Genomic DNA, 18,387 nt, shown 5'->3' on the forward strand with positions numbered 1-18,387 from the left:
CCACCTTCCGGTATCATTTTATCTATTGCAATATAAATGCCAGGGGCAACCTTAAGACAACCAATCTAGCGGTGGGATTGCTTTACCACGATGTCTTACTTCGAAGTATAGTCCGTTTTGTTTTAATCCGCCGCTATGGCCGACTGCAGCAATTTGTTCCCCTTGAAGAACAGTTTCACCCTTTTGTTTAAACAGGGATTGATTATGAGCATACAAGGTCATGAAGCCTTGTCCATGATCGAGAATGAGTAAAAGTCCATAACCATTTAGCCAATCACTAAAAACGACTTTGCCTGGATAAACGGCGGTTACCGGTGTGCCTTCACCGGCAAAAAATGTCACCCCCTGATTCATTTGTTGTAATGTTTGATGTGAGATGCGAACAGGCTTTGGCAGTTTTTTACGCATTTGAGTAAAAGGCTGCTTGAGTTGCATCACGCTTTGCTGTGCCAAGCTTTTTAAGAGCTGAGATAAATTTTTCTTATTGCGTTCGTATTCAGAAAGGGCCAATTGCTTGGTTTGAATTTCATGACTAAGCGACTGAATGACGGCTTCATGATAATGCTTATTTTGCTTCAGCTCTTGTTGGTGCTTATTCAATTGCTGCTGCAATTGCTGTTGGGCCTCGAGTTCAATTTTCAGTGTTTCTTGATTAAGTGTCAGATTTCGCTTGGTCATACCAATCTGATCAATGATATTTTGACGTGAGCGGACTAAGTACTGATGAAAGGTGAGCAATCGACTAATCGCATAAGGATCATCTTGATTGAGTAGCCACTTTAGAGGCTGATATTCGCCCATCTTATAACGAGCGCGAACATGTTCGGCAAGCAACTGTTGTTGAGCAATAAGCTGCTTATTTAAATCGTTTACCTTTTGTTGCAAATTGGTAATTTTTTGCTGCTTAGCGTTAATATCTTGTTGAATATTACGCAACGAGCGGATCCCTTCACCAATTTGCCTTTCCGTATTCGCAAGGGCATGATCTAATACACCGCGTTTATCATTAGCTGAAACCAAGGTTTGTTTGAGTTTATTGATTTGTTGATCAAGTTGCTTCAGCTTACTCTTGGTTTGAGTAAGCGAGGTGTTTTCAGCCCAAACGCTGACTGAAATTAACATGCAAATGCTTAAGAGTCGTTTAATTTGAGAGCTCATGGGTTTCTGCCAATAATGCGCTACCTGTCATTTCAGGGGGTTGCTTAATTCCGAGTAAAGCTAAGACGGTGGGGGCAATATCAATTAAGCTTCCTTTAGTTTTACTGAATTGCCAATCCCCTCCTACATAAAGTAAAGGCACTGGTTGACATGTATGAGCGGTATGCGCTTGATGTGTGACTTCATCATACATCGCCTCAGCATTGCCATGATCCGCTGTGATTAATAAAGATCCTCCGACACTTGCTAAGGCTTGCCAAACGTTATGCATGCATTGATCTAAACATTCAATGGCTTTTTTAGTCGCTTCGAAATCGCCACTATGGCCAACCATGTCTGCATTGGCGTAGTTACAAATGATGACATCATAGGCTTCACTGCGAATAGCGTCTACTAACGCATGCGTCAGCTCTGGAGCGCTCATTTCTGGAAGTAAGTCGTAAGTAGCCACCAAAGGAGAGGGAATAAGAATTCGGTCTTCGTTGGGAAAAACCTGCTCTGATCCGCCGTTGAAGAAAAAAGTCACGTGCGCATATTTTTCTGTTTCAGCAATGCGTAGTTGGCTTAATCCATTCGCTGCAAGGACCTCTCCCAGTGTATTGTGTAAGTTTAGGGGGGGGAAGGCGCATTCTGTGGCTAAATTTTTGGCATATTGAGTCATGCTCACAAAATGGGTAAGAGCGGGCTTTGATGGGCGAATAAACCCATCAAAACTCTCATCAATAAACGCTTTAGTTAATTGACGTGCACGATCAGCGCGAAAGTTAAAGAAAAAGACAGCATCGCCATCTTCGATAGGCTGACTTTCGCCAATTAACGTTGGAGGAATAAATTCATCTGATTTTTTTTCGGCATAAAATGCATTTACTGCTTCTTCTGCGGATTCAAAATGATAGCTGGCTTTACTTTCCGTGAGTAGGTGATACACAGGAGCGATACGTTCCCAGCGTTTATCACGATCCATCGCAAAATAACGCCCGGTAATTGATTTGATTGAGGCTACAGGATAGATTTCAAGTGCCTTTTTTAGATTAGCTAAGCTTTCTAAAGCACTTTGCGGCGGAGTATCACGACCATCAAGAAATAAATGCAGACAAACTCGATTAAAAGCATGCTTTGCGCACAATGCAAGAAAAGCAAACAAGTGATTTTCATGGCTGTGAACTCCACCTGGAGAAAGCAATCCCATCACATGGACTGTTTTACCTTCTCCTTTCGCGTCTTCAATCAGCTTAACGAGCACTGAATTCTGGTTAAATTCTCCGTTGGTAATGGTTTCGTTAATGCGAGTGAAGTCTTGAAAGATCACTCGACCTGCTCCGATATGCATGTGACCTACTTCGGAGTTCCCCATTTGTTCATCAGGCAATCCAACTTGGTGTCCTGATGCATCGAGTAAAATATGCGGTCGAGTCGCCCACCATTCATCCCATTGCGGTGTATTGGCTGCGAAAATTGCATTATGCTCTTTTTCTTTACGGTACCCCCAGCCGTCGAGAACCATTAAGACAAGCGGTACATTTTTACGCATACTAATCTCTTTAAGAAAAACTTGATTATACCCAAGATACTTCAAAGTGCTAGTTTTAGACGACTTGATTTTTTTGGTATATCTACTTAATCAAAATAATACAGTACTTAATATTTTACTCTAAAGCAGTTAGACTATTGGCTTTTGTATTATTGGATGAATAGTTTGAATGATATTTTACCTCAACATATTGCCATCGTAATGGATGGGAATGGTCGTTGGGCAGAAAGCCGTGGTTTGCTTCGCGTCGAAGGCCATCGTGCCGGGGTTGAGGCGGTCAAGACAGTAATTCGTTGTTGCTTGGAAAGTCAGATACCCATTCTCAGTCTGTTTGCTTTTAGCAGTGAAAATTGGTCAAGGCCGGAAAATGAGGTTGAATTCCTTATGCAGCTTTTTATAGAGGCGCTTAATCATGAGGTACAAGAGCTACACCAACATGGCATTCAACTTAAGTTCACCGGTGATAGAGGCGCATTATCCGCAGCGTTGTGTGAACAGATGCACGCTGCGGAAAAATTGACTGAAAACAATGAACGATTGACCTTAAATATTGTCGTGAATTACGGGGGTAAATGGGATATAGTTCAGGCAACAAAAGCAATTGCCAAAAAAGTTTGTGCCGGCGAATTAATGCTCGATGCCATTGATGAAATGGCTTTAGCAGAAGAGTTAAGCACGCAAGGTTTGCAAGATCCCGATCTATTCATTCGTACCAGCGGAGAGCAACGAATTTCTAACTTTTTTCTCTGGCAACTGGCTTATACCGAACTCTATTTTACGGAAGTGCATTGGCCTGATTTTAACGCTGATGAGTTTCAAAAAGCACTCGCTAGTTTTAGTCGAAGAGAACGACGTTATGGTAAAACTTCTCAGCAATTGAAAGAGCCGAATCATGTTTAGACAACGGTTATTAACAGTATTAATCCTTGCCCCTCTCGTATTGTTTATCATTTACTACGCGAAAAGTTGGGTTTTCATAAGTTTAGTGGCCTTATTACTGGTGGCTTGCGGTTTAGAGTGGTTGGTATTAATTCCTGTGAACCAACTTTGGTTAAAGATAATATTTATTGTCCTTTTACTAGGAGCTGCTTGGGTAAGTCATTTTATTTTTTATTATGAGTTAGTGGCCAGCATTGTACTGTGGGTAGCAATCTTTATTGCCATACTTCATTTCCCTAAGTCTCAGCGTGTTTGGGGTCGTTCGTGGATTGTTTTTCTAGCAGGATTATTTTTACTCCCCTTATTTGCACAGAGCATAGTGAAGATTTATGATGCACCTCAAGGAAAAGATTTAATCGTTTATCTACTCTTTTTAATTTGGGCCGCTGATATTGGTGCCTATTTAGTAGGTAAACAATGGGGAAAGCACAAATTAATACCTTTAGTTAGCCCAGGAAAAACGGTAGAGGGCGCGTTAGGTGGTTTTACATTGTCCATGTTAATCGCATTGGGAGGCTATTTTTATTTCCAGCCCAAATGGTTAGTGAATTGGTTTTTAATTGCAGTGATCACCACATTAATTTCAATGATTGGCGATTTATCTATCTCTATGCTCAAAAGACGAACTAATATTAAAGATACTGGCCATTTATTGCCGGGGCATGGCGGAATTCTCGATCGATTAGATAGTTTAATTGCCGCTTCATCTTTATTTTACAGTGGGTTGGCTTTTCTAAACCCGGGATTATAACTATGGTTACAACCTTGCTTTATTTTTTTCTCGCTTTATTACTGCTCATCACAGTGCACGAATATGGCCATTTTTTAGTCGCTCGCCTCTGCGGGGTAAAGGTTCTCCGTTTTTCTTTTGGTTTTGGCAAAGTATTAGCCCGTTGGCGTGATAAACAAGGGACAGAATACGCTTGGTCTCTCTTTCCTTTAGGTGGCTATGTGAAAATGCTGGATGAAGCCGAGGGAGAAGTTCCTGCACATGAGCGTCATTTAGCGTTTAATAACAAATCGGTTTGGGCTCGTATTGCCATCATCGTTGCGGGTCCATTATTTAATTTCATTTTTGCTTTTGTAGCGTTATGGCTTGTGCTTGTTATAGGTATACAATCACTCGCACCCATGATTGACGGGGTGAAGCCAGGTAGTATCGCCGCCACTGCTGGTTTAGAGCCTAAGCAAGAGATTGTGGCTTTAGACGATAAAAAAATAAGCAGTTGGCGAGATTTTCAATTTGCTTTAATGCCCTTACTTGGTAGTGATGCAACGATCTCTTTGACAGTCAAGTCGTTAACGAATGGGCAACTGAAAAATGTGTCCTTACCGCTTACCCATTGGGAATTGGATACTAAAAAACCTGACCCTTTAAATAGTCTAGGAATAAAACCATTTATTCCCAAGATTCCTCCTGTTATTGGTGAAGTAGTGGAAGGTTCACCTGCAAAAACAGCCGGGCTACAACAAGGCGATGTGATCACTAAAATGAATGGTAATCCCATGGATGATTGGCTGGATTTGGTAGAGTATGTCAAACTCCACCCCGGCGAAGAGTTATCTCTGATAATAAAAAGACAGGGACATGAGCAAGTGGTTAGTTTGCTCATTGGGACTAAATTAAATGAGGGTCAACAAGAAGGATTTCTCGGTCTTCGCTCAGAAAAAGTCGACTGGCCTAAGCAGTGGCTACGTACTCAACGCCAAGGCCCCTTGCAAGCAATCGGTACCGCATTTGCCCAAACCACGGAGTTAACAGGTGCTACTTTTTCTCTGATTGGGCGCTTTATTACGGGTAAATTAGCTTTGCAGAGCATTAGTGGACCAGTAGGTATTGCTCAAGGAGCGGGTGAATCGGGGCGTAGTGGATTAGCGTATTACCTGTCGTTTTTAGCATTAGTGAGTATTAGTTTGGGGGTATTGAATTTATTGCCTATTCCTATGCTTGATGGGGGACATTTGCTATATTGCGTCATCGAAGTAATTCGAGGTAAGCCACTCTCTGATAACGTAAAATCAGTGGGTATCTATTTAGGATTAATGGTACTCATGGGATTAATGTTATTGGCATTAAGCAATGATATTACTCGTTTAACCAATTGAAAATAATAAATAAAAAGAAATAGGTAAACGATACAGTCAGGTAAGGTTTTCTTCAATTTCTTGACAGGGTCGACCAGTTCCTATAAAAGGGTTGCAATTTATTCTCTTGGGCTTAAAAGCATGCTTTTGATCCTAAGAACATGGGTAGTAGTACTGGACGTAAATAATAATGAGAAAAGTCAGTAGAAAAATTTTATTAGGTATTTGTTGTTCGGCAGCGTTGACCTGGTCAGTGCAAGTAAGTGCAGCAGATGAATTCATTGTACGTAACATCAAAATTACCGGATTACATCGGATAAGTGCAGGTACAGTATTAAATTATTTACCTGTTCAAGTGGGTGAAGAAATAGGGCCTAGCTCCACAGCGCAAATTATTCGAGCCTTATATGATACCGGTTTTTTTCAGTCCGTAGAGCTTGAGAGGCAAGGAAGCACCTTGATTGTGAATGTGGTTGAAAGAGCAACCATTGGCTCGGTGACGGTTGCGGGGAATAAAGAAATTCCCAGCGATAAGATGAAAGAATTGTTAAAAGAACTGGGTTTAGTGAAGGGACGAGTGTATCAACGAGCTTCCCTTGAGCGTTTAGAAAAAGAGTTAAAACAAGCTTATAATGCGCGTGGAAAATATAATGCTCGTATTGAAACCAATGTAAAAACATTAACTGAAAATCGTGTAGCCATCAATGCGACCATTTCTGAAGGACGGGTTTCACGTATTAAAGAAATTAAGTTTATTGGCAATCATGATTTTTCCAGCAACGAGCTGATGCCCCAAATGTCTTTGTCCACCTCGAGTATTTTTACTTATCTTACTAAAAAAGATCAGTACTCTAAAGCGGCAATGGATACTTCATTGGAAGCATTACGCTCATTTTATCTTGATCGTGGTTATTTGAAATTTAGAATTGTTTCTTCACAAGTGTTGTTATCACCTGATAAAAAAGACGTATTTATTAATATCCATATTGAGGAAGGACCTCAATATCGATTTGCCGGTTACTCAGTGATTGGTAAAACCATTTTACCTAAAGAAAAAATAGATGCACTCGTTCAAGTGAGGAAAGGGGATATCTTCTCACGGAAGAAAGTGACGGAAACGATTTCTGCTATTGGTTTAGCGCTGGGGGACATTGGTTACGGTTTTCCGGCGATCAATGCCGAACCACGTATTGATGAAACAAATAAAACAGTATTCATCGCCTTTGTGGTTGAACCCGGACGCCATGTTTACGTACGACGCATTAATTTCCATGGCAACACTAAGACGGCTGATTATGTGCTGCGAAACGTCATTCGTCAAAATGAGGGATCACTTCTCTCATTGCATAATATCAAAGAATCTGAAAGACAAATGCGCCTTTTGGGCTATCTAAAAAATGTGAATGTGAAGACTACTCCAGTTCCTGGAGCAAATAATCAAGTGGATTTAGATGTTGAAATCGAAGAAGCGCCATCCGCAGAGGCAACTGCTTCATTAGGTTATGGTACAAACGGCCCTCAATTTAATGCAGCTTTTAACCAGCATAACTTCATGGGTACAGGTCGTTCGGTGGGTGTCGGTTTTAATGCGAGTTATTGGGGTAAGGATTATTCATTTAACTACTACAATCCTTTTTACACTAAAACGGGTGTAGGACGAGGAATTAACCTTTATTACAATACCATTGATCCTAAGCGCTTAAGGGATATTAGTGTTTACTCCGCCGACCGTTTCGGAGGTGACGTAAGCTATAATATTCTTCTAAGTGAATACAGCAGCTTGCAATTAGGTTATGGGTATCAAGATTTGCGCATTAAGTCAGTCGGTATCGTTCAGCAAATTCAGAATTTTGTGCTTTTGCATGGGCGTAATTTCCATCAAATCCGTTTAACCAGCGGCTGGAGCCGTAACACTTATGATCAAATGCCGTATCCAACCAAAGGGTGGAATCAGCAAATTAATGGGTTAGTCGCTTTACCTGCCTCTTCAAGATCACTGGCTTATTATAAAGCATCCTACATGACCCGTTTTTATCAGCCTCTTATTCGCGGATTTATCTTTACCGCATTAGGTAATGTGGGCTATGGAAATACTTTCAACAGAGACGGTTTACCCTTCTTTGAAAACTATTATGCGGGAGGTATTGCATATCCTGGTCAGGTACGGGGTTATGACAGTTACTCTTTGGGACCTAGAGACAATAACTTCAATGCGCTGGGAGGTAACTTCTTGGTAAATGGAAGTGCAGGGCTAATTTTACCTTACCCACTCAGTCGTGACACGGTCAGAACGACAATATTCGCCGACGTAGGTAACGTTTATGCGAGCAGAATACCTACTTTCCTGACAGGTACCGATTCAGGGCCTTTGCGCTACTCTGCAGGGGTATCGGTTGAATGGCGTTCGCCTTTTGGACCATTAGCATTCAGTTTGGCTAAAGCTTTAAACAAACAGCGTTTTGATGATGGACAAGTATTCCAATTTACCTTGTCTTCTGGCTTTTAGCGATTTGCTAAAGAAAATTTACAATTGGCGGGTTTACAATTATCGCAACCTTTGATGATCTATGATAGCATCAGGGTCTTTTAATTAGGAGAGCAATAAAAATGAAGCGTGTGACTGGGATTCTAATCTCGTTGATGTTAAGCGTTGTTGGGTTTAATGCCTTTGCTGACGTAAAAATTGGTGTGGTGGACTTGCAGAAAATCATGCAAACCTCTAATCAAATGAAATCCATTCAGCAAAAGCTAGAAAAAGATTTTAAACCTCGCCGTGACAAATTAGTTGCTATGGAAGAAGGTTTAAAACAAGATATGGAAAAATTTAAGCGTGATAGTTCAGTAATGAGCGAGTCACAAAAGAAAGATCTTGAGAAAAAGATACTTGCTACTCAGCAAACTTTCGAAAGAGAAGGTCAACAATACCAACAAGAATTGAGCACGGCTCACAATGAAGCAATGGAAGATCTTTATAGCAAAATTCGAAAAGCCATTGCTAAAGTCGCTGAAACTGATAAATACGATGTTGTCCTACAAAAGGATGCAGCACCTTTTAGTTCTGATAAGCTAGATATTACTGATAATGTAATCAAGCAAATTGGCTAATTAGGCGCTCTGTGTACACCCTTGCCGAATTGGCACACCGTCTTAATGGTTGCTTGCATGGTAATGCCGAGCAACCAATAAGCGGTGTTGCATCTCTGAGTTGTGCCACCAACACTGATCTAGCTTACTTTGACAATACAATGATGTTGCAGTTGTTAGAGAAAACTCAGGCAGGTGCTGTGTTATTAGCTACTGGACATGCAAAATATTGTCCAGTTAATTCCATCGTTGTGACTAATCCCTTGCTCAGTATGACAATTGCTGCAGAAATGCTGCCACAGGAAATCGAACGTCAAGAAGGTATCCACCCTACGGCACGTATTGCTTCCTCAGCAATTTTGGGGAAACGGATTGCGATAGGAGCTAATACTGTAATCGGGGATTCAGTAATCATAGGCGATGGGGTGAGCATTGCAGCGAACTGTGTTATTGAAGAAGGCGTGAGTATAGGACCGCACACGGTGATTCGTAGTGGCGTCAGCGTTCATCGTGGATCAAAAATGGGCGCATATGTTTTGGTCGAAAGTGGAGTGGTTCTAGGCGCTATTCCATTCAATAGTTTAAAGGCACAAGGGCGATGGCATAGTGGCATCGCAGTGGGAGGCGTAGTAATTGCAGATTATGTACGGCTTGGCGCAAATACGGTTGTAACTAGAGGTTCCTTAGGGGATACCTATATCGATGAAGGGGTACATATTGATAATTTGGTCCAAATTGCGCACGATGTAGTTATCGGGAAAAACACGGCAATCGCCGGTTGTGCAGCAATTGGCGCCTATACTCGAATTGGTTCCCACTGTATTATCGGGGGGGCTAGTTGTATAGCTGCACATACCCATCTGGTCGATGACATCGTTATTACGGGAATGTCAACCGTAACCAAGTCGCTGTCCAAAGCGGGTATTTATTCTTCAGGAACTGTGGTCAGTAAGCATGACCAATGGCGCCGCAATGCTGCACGTTTTCGCCGTCTTGATGACTATATTATTCGGCTCACAAAATTGGAGAAAGAGCATAACAAAAAGAACAAGGAGCACATCTCCCAGAATTAACTGCTTTGTAATCTTTGATATAGCTCATCTCTACGCCCCGCTCCCGCGGTCAAACCGGGGAAGCGGGAGGTAAGAAAGAAAAGGGAGCTGTTAGAATAGACCAAAGTGATTAAATGATGAATTAAATGAGAGCTAACTTATGAGTGAACCTGTTGATATAATCCGAATTCTTGATTTATTGCCGCACCGATATCCATTTATTTTGGTTGATCGAGTTTTGGAATATACCGCATTCGACTATTTAATTGCGACGAAGAATGTGACAATTAATGAGCCTTTTTTTATGGGGCACTTTCCTGGAAATCCCATTATGCCAGGTGTGTTGATGCTCGAGGCTTTAGCACAGGCAAGTGCGATATTATCTAACTTATCGCGTAGCCCCAAAGAGGGTCATGAATTCCTGTATTTTTTTGCAGGGATCGATAATGCTAAATTTAAGCATGTAGTGACTCCTGGTGACCAGTTGCGTTTAGAGGTTAAACTAATTGGTCAAAAACGAGATTTTTGGCGAATGCATGGTGAAGCATTTGTGGGTGACAAGCTTGCCTGCTCCGCAGACTTAATGAGTGCAGCAAAGGAAATAAAAAGTGATAGATGAACGTGCAATGATCCATCCCACAGCCAAACTGGCAGCAGGGGTATCAATAGGTCCTGGCAGCGTGATTGGTGCTGGGGTTGAAATTGGTGAAGGCACCTGGATTGGCCCTCATGTGGTAATTCAAGGCCCAACTGTTATCGGTAAAAACAATAAAATTTTCCAGTTTGCCTCAATTGGTGACGAGCCACAAGATATTACCTATAAAGGTGAGGCTACTCGTTTGGAAATTGGGGATAACAATGTCATTCGTGAGTACTGCATGATCAGCCGTGGTACTGTGAAAGGCGGAGGGATTACCCGTATAGGCAACCAGAATTATTTGATGGCTTATTCTCATATTGGCCATGACTGCGTAGTGGGCAATAATGTAACCATGATAAATTATGCAGCACTTTCCGGGCATGTTATTGTTCATGATTATGCGATTATAGGAGCCTATGCTGCTATACACCAGTTTTGTCATATCGGTGCGTATGCCTTTATCGCTCGAGCAACTTATATCACTAAGGATGTGCTTCCGTACGTCATGATTGCCGGGCATACGACTGCGGCTTGTGGTCTCAATACGGTGGGTTTGCGGCGTCGAGGATTCTCGCCATCAGCTATAGAGCATTTACGGCGCGCCTATAAAATCATTTTCCGTAAAGGCTTGACTGTGCAACAAGCGGTTGCGGAATTAGAGCTGATGCAGAATGATTGTCCTGAAGTGATTCCTATGATTGATGCCTTAAACCAATCAACTCGAGGTATTGTGAGGTAAGCATGTTAGATGCTCAATTATTGCGTGATAATCCCAAGTACGTTGCTGAGCAATTGAAACGACGCGGTTTTCTTTTTGATGTTGGAGCATTTACTTATCTGGAAGAAAAAAGAAAAACACTTCAGGTTGCAACGCAAGCACTGCAAAACGAACGAAATCAGCGTTCGAAAGCTATTGGCCAAGCTAAGGCTCGTGGTGAAGATATTGAGTCTATGCGCCAAGAAGTCAATCGGCTTGGTCAAGAATTAGATAAAAATAAAGCAGAACTTGAGCATGTGTTACAACAAATAGAGGCTATATCATTAAGCTTGCCGAATTTACCCCATGAGTCAGTTCCGACAGGCAAAGATGAGAACGAAAATCTCGAGGTTAGGCGTTGGGGAACAATACCTTATTTTGATTTTCCAGTTAAATCGCATGATGAATTAGGAGAAGCTTTAGGGCAAATGGATTTCGGGTTAGCTGCAAAAATCACGGGTTCACGTTTTGTAGTGATGAAAAATCAGTTAGCAAGGCTTCATCGAGCCTTAATTCAATTTATGTTGGATACCCATACTCAGGAACATGGGTATCAAGAAATTTATGTCCCTTATATTGTGAACGCTGACAGTTTGATCGGGACAGGTCAGTTACCTAAATTTGAAGATGATTTATTTAAGCTCAGGGGTGAGCAAGATTATTACCTGATTTCAACTTCTGAAATTTCAGTCACCAACACTGTTCGCGATACCATTTTGGCTGCTGAACTATTGCCGTTACGCTATGCATGTCATTCCCCTTGCTTTCGTAGTGAAGCGGGTTCATATGGCAAAGACACAAAGGGAATGATTAGACAGCATCAATTTGAGAAAGTCGAACTCATATGGATTACTACTCCAGAAACGTCCTATGAAGCGCTTGAACAATTGGTACGACATGCCGAAGTTATCTTGCAACGCTTAAATTTAGCGTATCGTGTGGTCACATTATGCACCGGTGATATAGGAGCGGGTGCTGCAAAAACTTATGACATCGAAGTATGGTTGCCCAGTCAGAACAGATACAGGGAAATTTCCTCCTGTTCTAATACCGAAGCTTATCAAGCTCGACGAATGAAAGCGCGCTACAGAAATCCAGAAAGGCAAGAGACGGAATTAGTTCATACTTTAAATGGCTCTGGACTCGCTGTGGGGCGAACCTTAGTTGCCATTTTAGAGAATTACCAAGATAAAGAAGGGAATATCCATATCCCACCTGTGTTGCAGCCTTATTTAGGTGGCTTGCAAGTGATCTCAGCATTTTAAGCTAGGGAAGAAAATGGGGACTGCTCTGAGTCTTCTATAGCTTGATTTGCGTGTTCAAGTTGTCTTTTTATCCAACAGGATACAATGGCGGATTGAGTAATGGTCAGCCTTGCCCTTGCTTCTTTGCTACCACATGTTAATGTGACCGTTTCCTCTTTTATCTCAGCCCTTTTTTGTAAATTCTGAATTTTTTTGCCTAATACATCAATGCTCTTACCCATTTCCTCTTTTGTCGCCTTGGCAGCCTCTTCATTCCAATAGGAATCAAAGAATCGCAAGGCCCCGAGCGTTTCTTGCCGTTCTCTGCGCACCCGTCGCGCATGACACATATCCGTCATTATTTTAATTCTTGCTGAAGCAGAAATTTTTTCCTCCTCCATTCGGTTTTCGATAGTGCTGCGAATAAGGCTTGCATCCTCTAAGAGCATAGGAATTAATTTTGCCATTGGCCTATCTTTAAGCACAGTTCCTTTTGACTCACAAAAAGAAGTCCAAAGTTCCCGACATTTCCCCAAGACAAATCGATCATTGTAGTTGTATCTGGGATTTAATAATCCTACAGCCCATTTTAAGAGAAATTCGAAGGCATCAAAGCCGGTATAAAGCTCATAGTGTTGACCTATCGTCGCTAAGGTAGCGCAATTTTTATCGAAAATTTCTTTTTCTGCTTCTGATAAACTATCAAAAATAAAAACTTGACGAGTACAAGTTACAGGTCTGAAACAGAATATTCTTTCTTCAATATTTTGAAAAATACCAGAAAGTTTCTTTTTACTATCTAATTCACAATGCAACACAACAAGAGATTCAAACATAGAGGAGTTCCTATAGGAAAAAGGGTTTTAATATTGCAATAAGATATTTTTTTGGACACAAATAATCGATTATCCTAGGCTTATACGCGAGTTAAACGAGGTACTTCCACGGCAAGTGATACTTCAGTAAACGCATTACGAATTTCGGCCTCAATTGAATCAAGGCTGTGTTCTCCTTCAAGCTCTTTTATCACTTGCAAAATGAGCTCCAGTGCTTTCTTAACCTCTAATAAATTAGAGCGGAAGGAAAAAACAGAAAAATGAGATTGAGGAAAAAGAGCGACCCCGGGTAACTGGTCGGTAAAGCCTTTTGCTTGTAAAGCCTCGGCAAATTTTTGATTCAACTCAGCAATTCGATAGTCCGGCATTTTCCCCCAAAAACCAGGTAAAGATTGAGAGGTACCTGCCGTAATATCTACCCCGAAAGTATCATCAACATACCCATATAAGCTGATAGTGCAAATCGCTTTTGCATTGAAGTTTTGAAAATCAAGCACCCGATTAATGTTGTCCCCATGATCATGGATTTGCCAATTGTTAAAATACCCCTTTCCCCATGCAGAAATCTCTTGAGACTGTTCATTAAATTCAGCGTCACCGGAAGAAGAATCCATATCCGATAAGGTGGATTCAGATTGTTCTTCTAAAGAAGATAGGCTTGAGGTATCGCTTGCTGTCAGCTCTTGTGATTCCATTGCAAGTCTTTGTTCAAAGGCATTACGAATTTCAGTTTCAACAGCGTCAAGACAATGCTCTCCTTCCAGATCTTTTATCACTTGCAACAAGTTATTCAGGGCAAACCTAATCTCTTCATGATTTCCGCGAAAGGAGAAGCGGCAGTTAAAAGGATTCGGGAAAAATTCAACATTGATTGTGTCTACGGTAAAACCGCGGGCGCGCAGCGCATCAGCTAAATTTTGATTCAGCGTAGGAGTGGAAGTCAGCCTAGCTGACTGTTCATTAGGCCAAAAATAAGACCAAGGAAAAGAGGTTGAGTTCCAAGTACCTGCATTCATTGTGATGCTGAAAGAGCCGTCTAGGTTTTGATTTAAATGGAGGGTGCTCACATGCGCTGCATTAAGATTTTGAAACTCGAGCATTCCATGATCATCTACTCTTCTCCAGGAAGGAGTACGGATTATGGCAATGGGTTCTTCTGTATCTAAATTATCGATTTGAATGCCTTTGGCTTTGGCAGTGTTAACAATGTGTTTTATATCCCATTTGTCAAAGGGAAGATTAGTTGAAGGATTGATTAACTTTTTACTGGTGGGTGTCTCTCCAGCTCTACAAAGGCGTTTGTTGTGAAATTCCAATAAGGCTGGTAACGAAAATTGGTAGTCGGCAGCAGTAAATAGACGATTCTTTTTCTTTATTTTTTCTTGCAGAATAGGATCCTCTTCATTAATTGGTTTTAATTTGGCCAAAGCCAATAAGCAACCCATGGCAGCATCCGCCAATGAAACATTGTCTTTTATTCTCATTTCCTCTGTTAGATGCTTTTTAAGATCGGATCTCAGTGATTCAATGACTGCAATAGGCGTCTCTTTGGAGAGGGTTTCCAATATTTTTACGAGCTCAGAAATATTTTTGAATTCGGAAAATTGACTTAATTTCTTTATGTGTTCTTTAATATTGCCCATAAAGCTTTACAAATAATTAAATTGTGCAAATTATAACCTTATTTGGGCGCTCTTACAATATTCACAGAGGTAAACTATCACCTCGGTGTTTACACCATGGGTAGTCAAAATGTTATAAGTTGCGGGAAAAAGGGCGGCAATAATGGATTGACTTTATATTTCCTAATGACTAGCCTTATGCAGCAAATATCATCTACTCTGAGTTCAAATGTGTTTAATCTGCTGATTGTGCTGCTGATAAAAAAGTATTCCCAATTGCAATCGCAGCATAATGAATAGTGGTCTAGTTTAATTAGTACATAAAGGACTTTATGAACATTATTATCGATGTGACTCGTGTGGTTCGCCGTTCACTAAAAGGAAAAACTCTCACTGGTATTGATCGTGTTGCAATGGCTTATATTCAGCATTATCGCCATACTGGCCGGGCTCTTGTGCGTTGGAGTGGGCGTAGCTGGGTGTTATCCCAGGCTGCATCAAAGGCATTATTTGAATGGTTAATAGCGCCTCGATCAAAGCTTGCAGTGAGGATAATTATTGCTAGAGGAATCTTGTCATTTTCAACGAGTGGAAGTGAAGGGAATACGTTCTTGGTCAATACAGGACATATTGGTCTTGGCCAGACAGACTATTTACGGATGATTCGCAAGCTAAATGTTAAACCCATTTTTTTTGTTCATGATCTTATCGCAATTACTTATCCTGAATTTTGTGATCCTGGGGAGGATGCAAGGCACAAAGAAAAGATGAATTATATTTTAAAGATTGCTAGTGGTGTAATAACTAACTCTGAAGCAACGCTTCAAGATTTAATTCAGTATTCCCAGCTCACTGGACAAGCCATGCCTCGGGCGAAGACGGCTTTATTAGCATCAGGTATTACAGAAGGATCTCCTCAAAAGCGTCCTATTGATAAGCCTTATTTTGTCATTTTGAGCACCATAGAGCCACGAAAAAATCATTTATTAATGCTACAAATATGGCGCAGTTTATCTCAGCGTTTAGGTGAACGAACCCCACATCTCTTCTTGATTGGTCATCGAGGGTGGGAATGCGAGAACGTATTGGATATGCTAGAGCGTTGCCAATTCTTAAAAGGAGTTGTTACTGAGATTTCTTATTGTACTGACGCTGATTTATTAAATTATATTCATCATAGTCAAGCGTTACTTACCCCCTCTTTTATAGAAGGGTATGGCTTGCCCTTGATCGAAGCACTAACATTAGGTGTTCCTGTTATTGCCAGTGACTTGCCTGTCTTTCGGGAAATTGCAGGGGATGTTCCTGACTATGTGGATTCTTTGGACGGAAAACGATGGGAAGAACTAATTGTGGAGTACACACAACCCAGCAGTGCAAGCAGAGCTAATCAACTCATGCGCATTCAACATTTTAAAAATCCTACTTGGGAAGAGCATTTTGCTAAAGTGGATACCTTTTTAGAAGAATTCGCCCAGTAGGAATCCCTTATCGTTCTCAACTATTAGGGTACAGCTTTATTGGTGCAAGTGTTGCTTGTGTGCGCTGATCAAGCAGTTCCTTGTATTCAGCAGGATTGTCATACTTTGCTGGCAGAAAGAACCGCTCACGCTCCACGTTAATTCGACTTAAGTTTCTTTCTTCTCTTTCAATATCGGCATCAATACGAGCCAAACGAGACCGTTCAAAATCCCTTTGTGCTTGATGGCTAGGAGTCCCATAAATAACGTGGGTGTGTTCTGCAAATTGAATGACAATGGGTTCTCCTTTGGGACCTTCTTTTTCAACTACCCATGCACGATGTTCGCGTAAATGCTTCGATTTGCCTAAAGATTCATTTCTTTCTTCTTTAAGCTGTTGATAGGTTTTGCCATATCGCACCGAAGGTTGTGCGGCTATTTCTTTTTTGTGGCGCTCGATACATTGGGAGATAGTCTCGTCTGCTTTATTATCTCGCTGCAATACCTGGGGACTTTTAAGCGTTGCTTCTGTAATTTTGGTTGCTAATGAACGTTCAAGTTCGCTTTTCTGAACTCTAAAAAACTGACTAATCCAATTATTTAGAGGTCGAAATAATAGCCAATCAGGGAGAAAATGAAGTGATTGAGGTAATAATTCGATCTCTTTTTTAGCGTTAGCTAATACAGGGAGCACTGTTTCTATGGATGATTCTTCTGGTAATTTTGATTGTAGGCTAGCAAGCATTGGTAAAGAAAGGTTAAACCAGCGCAGACAAAATTGGAAAAACCAAGGTTGAGTGAAATCCCTTAATTCCAACATTAAAGGGTATTTTTTCTCACTATCACGAACAGCAAAGTAGCGCATTTGGAAACAAGGTAATTTATTTAAATTCGAATTGTACCAAAAAAATTCAAATTATACAAAAAATACATCAAGACCTATATAATGTAGGACTTGTTGATGCGACAACAATGCATAAGTTTGATGAGTTATGCTTTACCGCAAGTAAAGGAATTTACAGCAAAAGAAATTAAATTGATTCGCTTAAAAGAACAAGTGAGCCAAGCTGTATTTGCCAAATATTTAAATACTTCTGCTTCAACCATCAAGTGACGTAATAGTATGGACCCTGCCACTTTAACGAGGCTTCGTAATGAGCCAGAATGAGATTGTTTAGATTCATTCAAAAAGTGGAGGATCCATAATGGATAATATTAAGGTATTAGGGATAGATCTAGCAAAAAATGTTTTTCAACTTCATGGTACAGATAGCAATGGAGAAGGTGTTTTACGTAAACGATTAAGCCGCGAAAAGCTAGTTGAATTTATGTCTAATTTATCATCATGTCTTGTCGGAATAGAAGCATGCGGAGGAGCACATTACTGGGCTCGATTATTTGAAGAAATGGGGCATACGGTAAAGATGATGTCACCACAATTTGTGAAACCTTATGTAAAATCGAATAAAAATGACGCTAATGATGCCGAAGCGATAGCTGAAGCAGTAACAAGACCAACGATGCGCTTTGTAGCTATAAAAAAAATGGCCCAACAGGATGTATTATTACTCCACCGAGCCAAAGAGCTTGCAGTCAAACAAAGAACAGCTCAAGCAAATCAAATTCGTGGTTTTTTAGCAGAATACGGAATTATCGTTGCTCAGGGTATCCACCGCCTTTGGAAACTACCTGAAATATTAGATTCTAATGAAGATAAAATAAGTTCTTGTTCAAAAAGGATATTTTTACAGCTATACGAACAACTCAAAATTTATGATGAGCAGGCAAAGTACTACGATAAAGAAATACGTGAACAAGCAAAGACCGACCCTCGCTGTGTAGCAATTCAAAGTATAGAAGGTATTGGACCTATAACAGCTTCGGCTATAGTAGCTACTATTGGTGATCCAACTGTTTTTAGGAATGGTAGAGAGGTAGCGGCTTGGCTTGGTTTAGTCCCGCAGCAACGCTCCAGTGGC

The 18,387-nt window shown here is 40.9% G+C and carries 17 protein-coding genes; 12 read left to right on the top strand and 5 right to left on the bottom strand.

Going from position 1 to position 18,387, the window contains the following annotated elements:
• Positions 1-51: 51 nt before the first annotated feature.
• Positions 52-1,158, bottom strand: a complete 1,107-nt coding sequence (locus B5D33_RS12405; protein WP_411550306.1) for a murein hydrolase activator EnvC family protein — start codon at positions 1,156-1,158, stop codon at positions 52-54.
• Positions 1,142-2,689: a 2,3-bisphosphoglycerate-independent phosphoglycerate mutase gene (gene gpmI, locus B5D33_RS12410; RefSeq protein ID WP_058453554.1), complete on the bottom strand. Its 1,548-nt coding sequence runs from the start codon at positions 2,687-2,689 to the stop codon at positions 1,142-1,144. The genes B5D33_RS12405 and gpmI overlap by 17 nt, the downstream gene beginning before the upstream one ends.
• 165 nt (positions 2,690-2,854) lie before the next feature.
• On the opposite strand from gpmI, the gene B5D33_RS12415 reads away from it, so the two are divergent.
• The 9 genes from B5D33_RS12415 (at position 2,855) to serS (ending at position 12,511) form a co-directional block, all read left to right on the top strand.
• Positions 2,855-3,589, top strand: a complete 735-nt coding sequence (locus B5D33_RS12415) for an undecaprenyl pyrophosphate synthase (RefSeq protein ID WP_115304981.1) — start codon at positions 2,855-2,857, stop codon at positions 3,587-3,589.
• Positions 3,582-4,379, top strand: a complete 798-nt coding sequence (locus B5D33_RS12420) for a phosphatidate cytidylyltransferase (RefSeq protein WP_058453556.1) — start codon at positions 3,582-3,584, stop codon at positions 4,377-4,379. Before B5D33_RS12415 ends, B5D33_RS12420 begins: the two co-directional genes overlap by 8 nt.
• A 2-nt stretch (positions 4,380-4,381) precedes the next feature.
• On the top strand, positions 4,382-5,734 hold the full coding sequence (gene rseP / locus B5D33_RS12425; RefSeq protein WP_058453557.1) for an RIP metalloprotease RseP: 1,353 nt from the start codon (positions 4,382-4,384) through the stop codon (positions 5,732-5,734).
• Between the two features lie 169 nt (positions 5,735-5,903).
• Positions 5,904-8,219: an outer membrane protein assembly factor BamA gene (bamA, locus tag B5D33_RS12430; protein ID WP_058453558.1), complete on the top strand. Its 2,316-nt coding sequence runs from the start codon at positions 5,904-5,906 to the stop codon at positions 8,217-8,219.
• Positions 8,220-8,320: 101 nt separating this feature from the next.
• A complete protein-coding gene (locus B5D33_RS12435; protein WP_058453559.1) occupies positions 8,321-8,818 on the top strand; it encodes an OmpH/Skp family outer membrane protein in 498 nt (165 codons plus the stop codon).
• 11 nt (positions 8,819-8,829) lie between these two features.
• Positions 8,830-9,870: a UDP-3-O-(3-hydroxymyristoyl)glucosamine N-acyltransferase gene (gene lpxD, locus B5D33_RS12440; protein ID WP_058453560.1), complete on the top strand. Its 1,041-nt coding sequence runs from the start codon at positions 8,830-8,832 to the stop codon at positions 9,868-9,870.
• A 139-nt stretch (positions 9,871-10,009) separates the two neighbouring features.
• On the top strand, positions 10,010-10,468 hold the full coding sequence (fabZ, locus tag B5D33_RS12445) for a 3-hydroxyacyl-ACP dehydratase FabZ (protein ID WP_058453561.1): 459 nt from the start codon (positions 10,010-10,012) through the stop codon (positions 10,466-10,468).
• Entirely contained in the window at positions 10,458-11,228 is a 771-nt protein-coding gene (gene lpxA, locus B5D33_RS12450; protein WP_058453562.1) for an acyl-ACP--UDP-N-acetylglucosamine O-acyltransferase, read from the top strand. The genes fabZ and lpxA overlap by 11 nt, the downstream gene beginning before the upstream one ends.
• Positions 11,229-11,230: 2 nt before the next feature.
• Positions 11,231-12,511, top strand: a complete 1,281-nt coding sequence (gene serS, locus B5D33_RS12455) for a serine--tRNA ligase (RefSeq protein WP_058453563.1) — start codon at positions 11,231-11,233, stop codon at positions 12,509-12,511.
• On the opposite strand, the gene B5D33_RS12460 is transcribed toward serS, so the two are convergent.
• Together B5D33_RS12460 and B5D33_RS12465 are read right to left on the bottom strand one after the other, a co-directional pair.
• Positions 12,508-13,326, bottom strand: coding sequence for a hypothetical protein (locus B5D33_RS12460; RefSeq protein ID WP_058453564.1), 819 nt, complete (start codon positions 13,324-13,326; stop codon positions 12,508-12,510). The two genes, serS and B5D33_RS12460, sit on opposite strands and share 4 nt — an antisense overlap.
• Before the next feature lie 80 nt (positions 13,327-13,406).
• Positions 13,407-14,969 (bottom strand): hypothetical protein, encoded by a 1,563-nt coding sequence (locus B5D33_RS12465; protein WP_058453565.1) that lies wholly within the window; start codon positions 14,967-14,969, stop codon positions 13,407-13,409.
• A 311-nt stretch (positions 14,970-15,280) separates the two neighbouring features.
• Between B5D33_RS12465 and B5D33_RS12470 the strand changes: the two genes are divergently transcribed.
• On the top strand, positions 15,281-16,429 hold the full coding sequence (locus B5D33_RS12470) for a glycosyltransferase family 4 protein (RefSeq protein WP_058453566.1): 1,149 nt from the start codon (positions 15,281-15,283) through the stop codon (positions 16,427-16,429).
• A gap of 16 nt (positions 16,430-16,445) precedes the next feature.
• Here B5D33_RS12470 and B5D33_RS12475 read toward each other — a convergent pair whose 3' ends face one another.
• Positions 16,446-17,273, bottom strand: a complete 828-nt coding sequence (locus B5D33_RS12475) for a hypothetical protein (RefSeq protein ID WP_058453567.1) — start codon at positions 17,271-17,273, stop codon at positions 16,446-16,448.
• A gap of 96 nt (positions 17,274-17,369) precedes the next feature.
• On the opposite strand from B5D33_RS12475, the gene B5D33_RS16380 reads away from it, so the two are divergent.
• Positions 17,370-17,522, top strand: a complete 153-nt coding sequence (locus tag B5D33_RS16380; protein WP_176119742.1) for a helix-turn-helix domain-containing protein — start codon at positions 17,370-17,372, stop codon at positions 17,520-17,522.
• Positions 17,523-17,613: 91 nt separating this feature from the next.
• Positions 17,614-18,387, top strand: a 774-nt coding sequence (locus tag B5D33_RS12480) for an IS110 family RNA-guided transposase (RefSeq protein WP_078767381.1), incomplete at its 3' end; no start/stop codon positions are given.

The organism is Legionella maceachernii, assembly GCF_900167045.1.
GTDB lineage: Bacteria > Pseudomonadota > Gammaproteobacteria > Legionellales > Legionellaceae > Tatlockia > Tatlockia maceachernii.

Excerpts from the sequence above, each read along its gene's own strand:
- B5D33_RS12465 (WP_058453565.1), bottom strand. The coding sequence starts at position 14,969 with ATGGGCAATATTAAAGAACACATAAAGAAATTAAGTCAATTTTCCGAA.
- B5D33_RS12475 (WP_058453567.1), bottom strand. The coding sequence starts at position 17,273 with ATGCGCTACTTTGCTGTTCGTGATAGTGAGAAAAAATACCCTTTAATG.
- gpmI (WP_058453554.1), bottom strand. The coding sequence starts at position 2,689 with ATGCGTAAAAATGTACCGCTTGTCTTAATGGTTCTCGACGGCTGGGGG.
- serS (WP_058453563.1), top strand. The coding sequence starts at position 11,231 with ATGTTAGATGCTCAATTATTGCGTGATAATCCCAAGTACGTTGCTGAG.
- B5D33_RS12460 (WP_058453564.1), bottom strand. The coding sequence starts at position 13,326 with ATGTTTGAATCTCTTGTTGTGTTGCATTGTGAATTAGATAGTAAAAAG.
- B5D33_RS12435 (WP_058453559.1), top strand. The coding sequence starts at position 8,321 with ATGAAGCGTGTGACTGGGATTCTAATCTCGTTGATGTTAAGCGTTGTT.
- B5D33_RS12405 (WP_411550306.1), bottom strand. The coding sequence starts at position 1,158 with ATGAGCTCTCAAATTAAACGACTCTTAAGCATTTGCATGTTAATTTCA.
- B5D33_RS12470 (WP_058453566.1), top strand. The coding sequence starts at position 15,281 with ATGAACATTATTATCGATGTGACTCGTGTGGTTCGCCGTTCACTAAAA.
- B5D33_RS12420 (WP_058453556.1), top strand. The coding sequence starts at position 3,582 with ATGTTTAGACAACGGTTATTAACAGTATTAATCCTTGCCCCTCTCGTA.
- B5D33_RS16380 (WP_176119742.1), top strand. The coding sequence starts at position 17,370 with ATGCGACAACAATGCATAAGTTTGATGAGTTATGCTTTACCGCAAGTA.
- rseP (WP_058453557.1), top strand. The coding sequence starts at position 4,382 with ATGGTTACAACCTTGCTTTATTTTTTTCTCGCTTTATTACTGCTCATC.
- fabZ (WP_058453561.1), top strand. The coding sequence starts at position 10,010 with ATGAGTGAACCTGTTGATATAATCCGAATTCTTGATTTATTGCCGCAC.
- bamA (WP_058453558.1), top strand. The coding sequence starts at position 5,904 with ATGAGAAAAGTCAGTAGAAAAATTTTATTAGGTATTTGTTGTTCGGCA.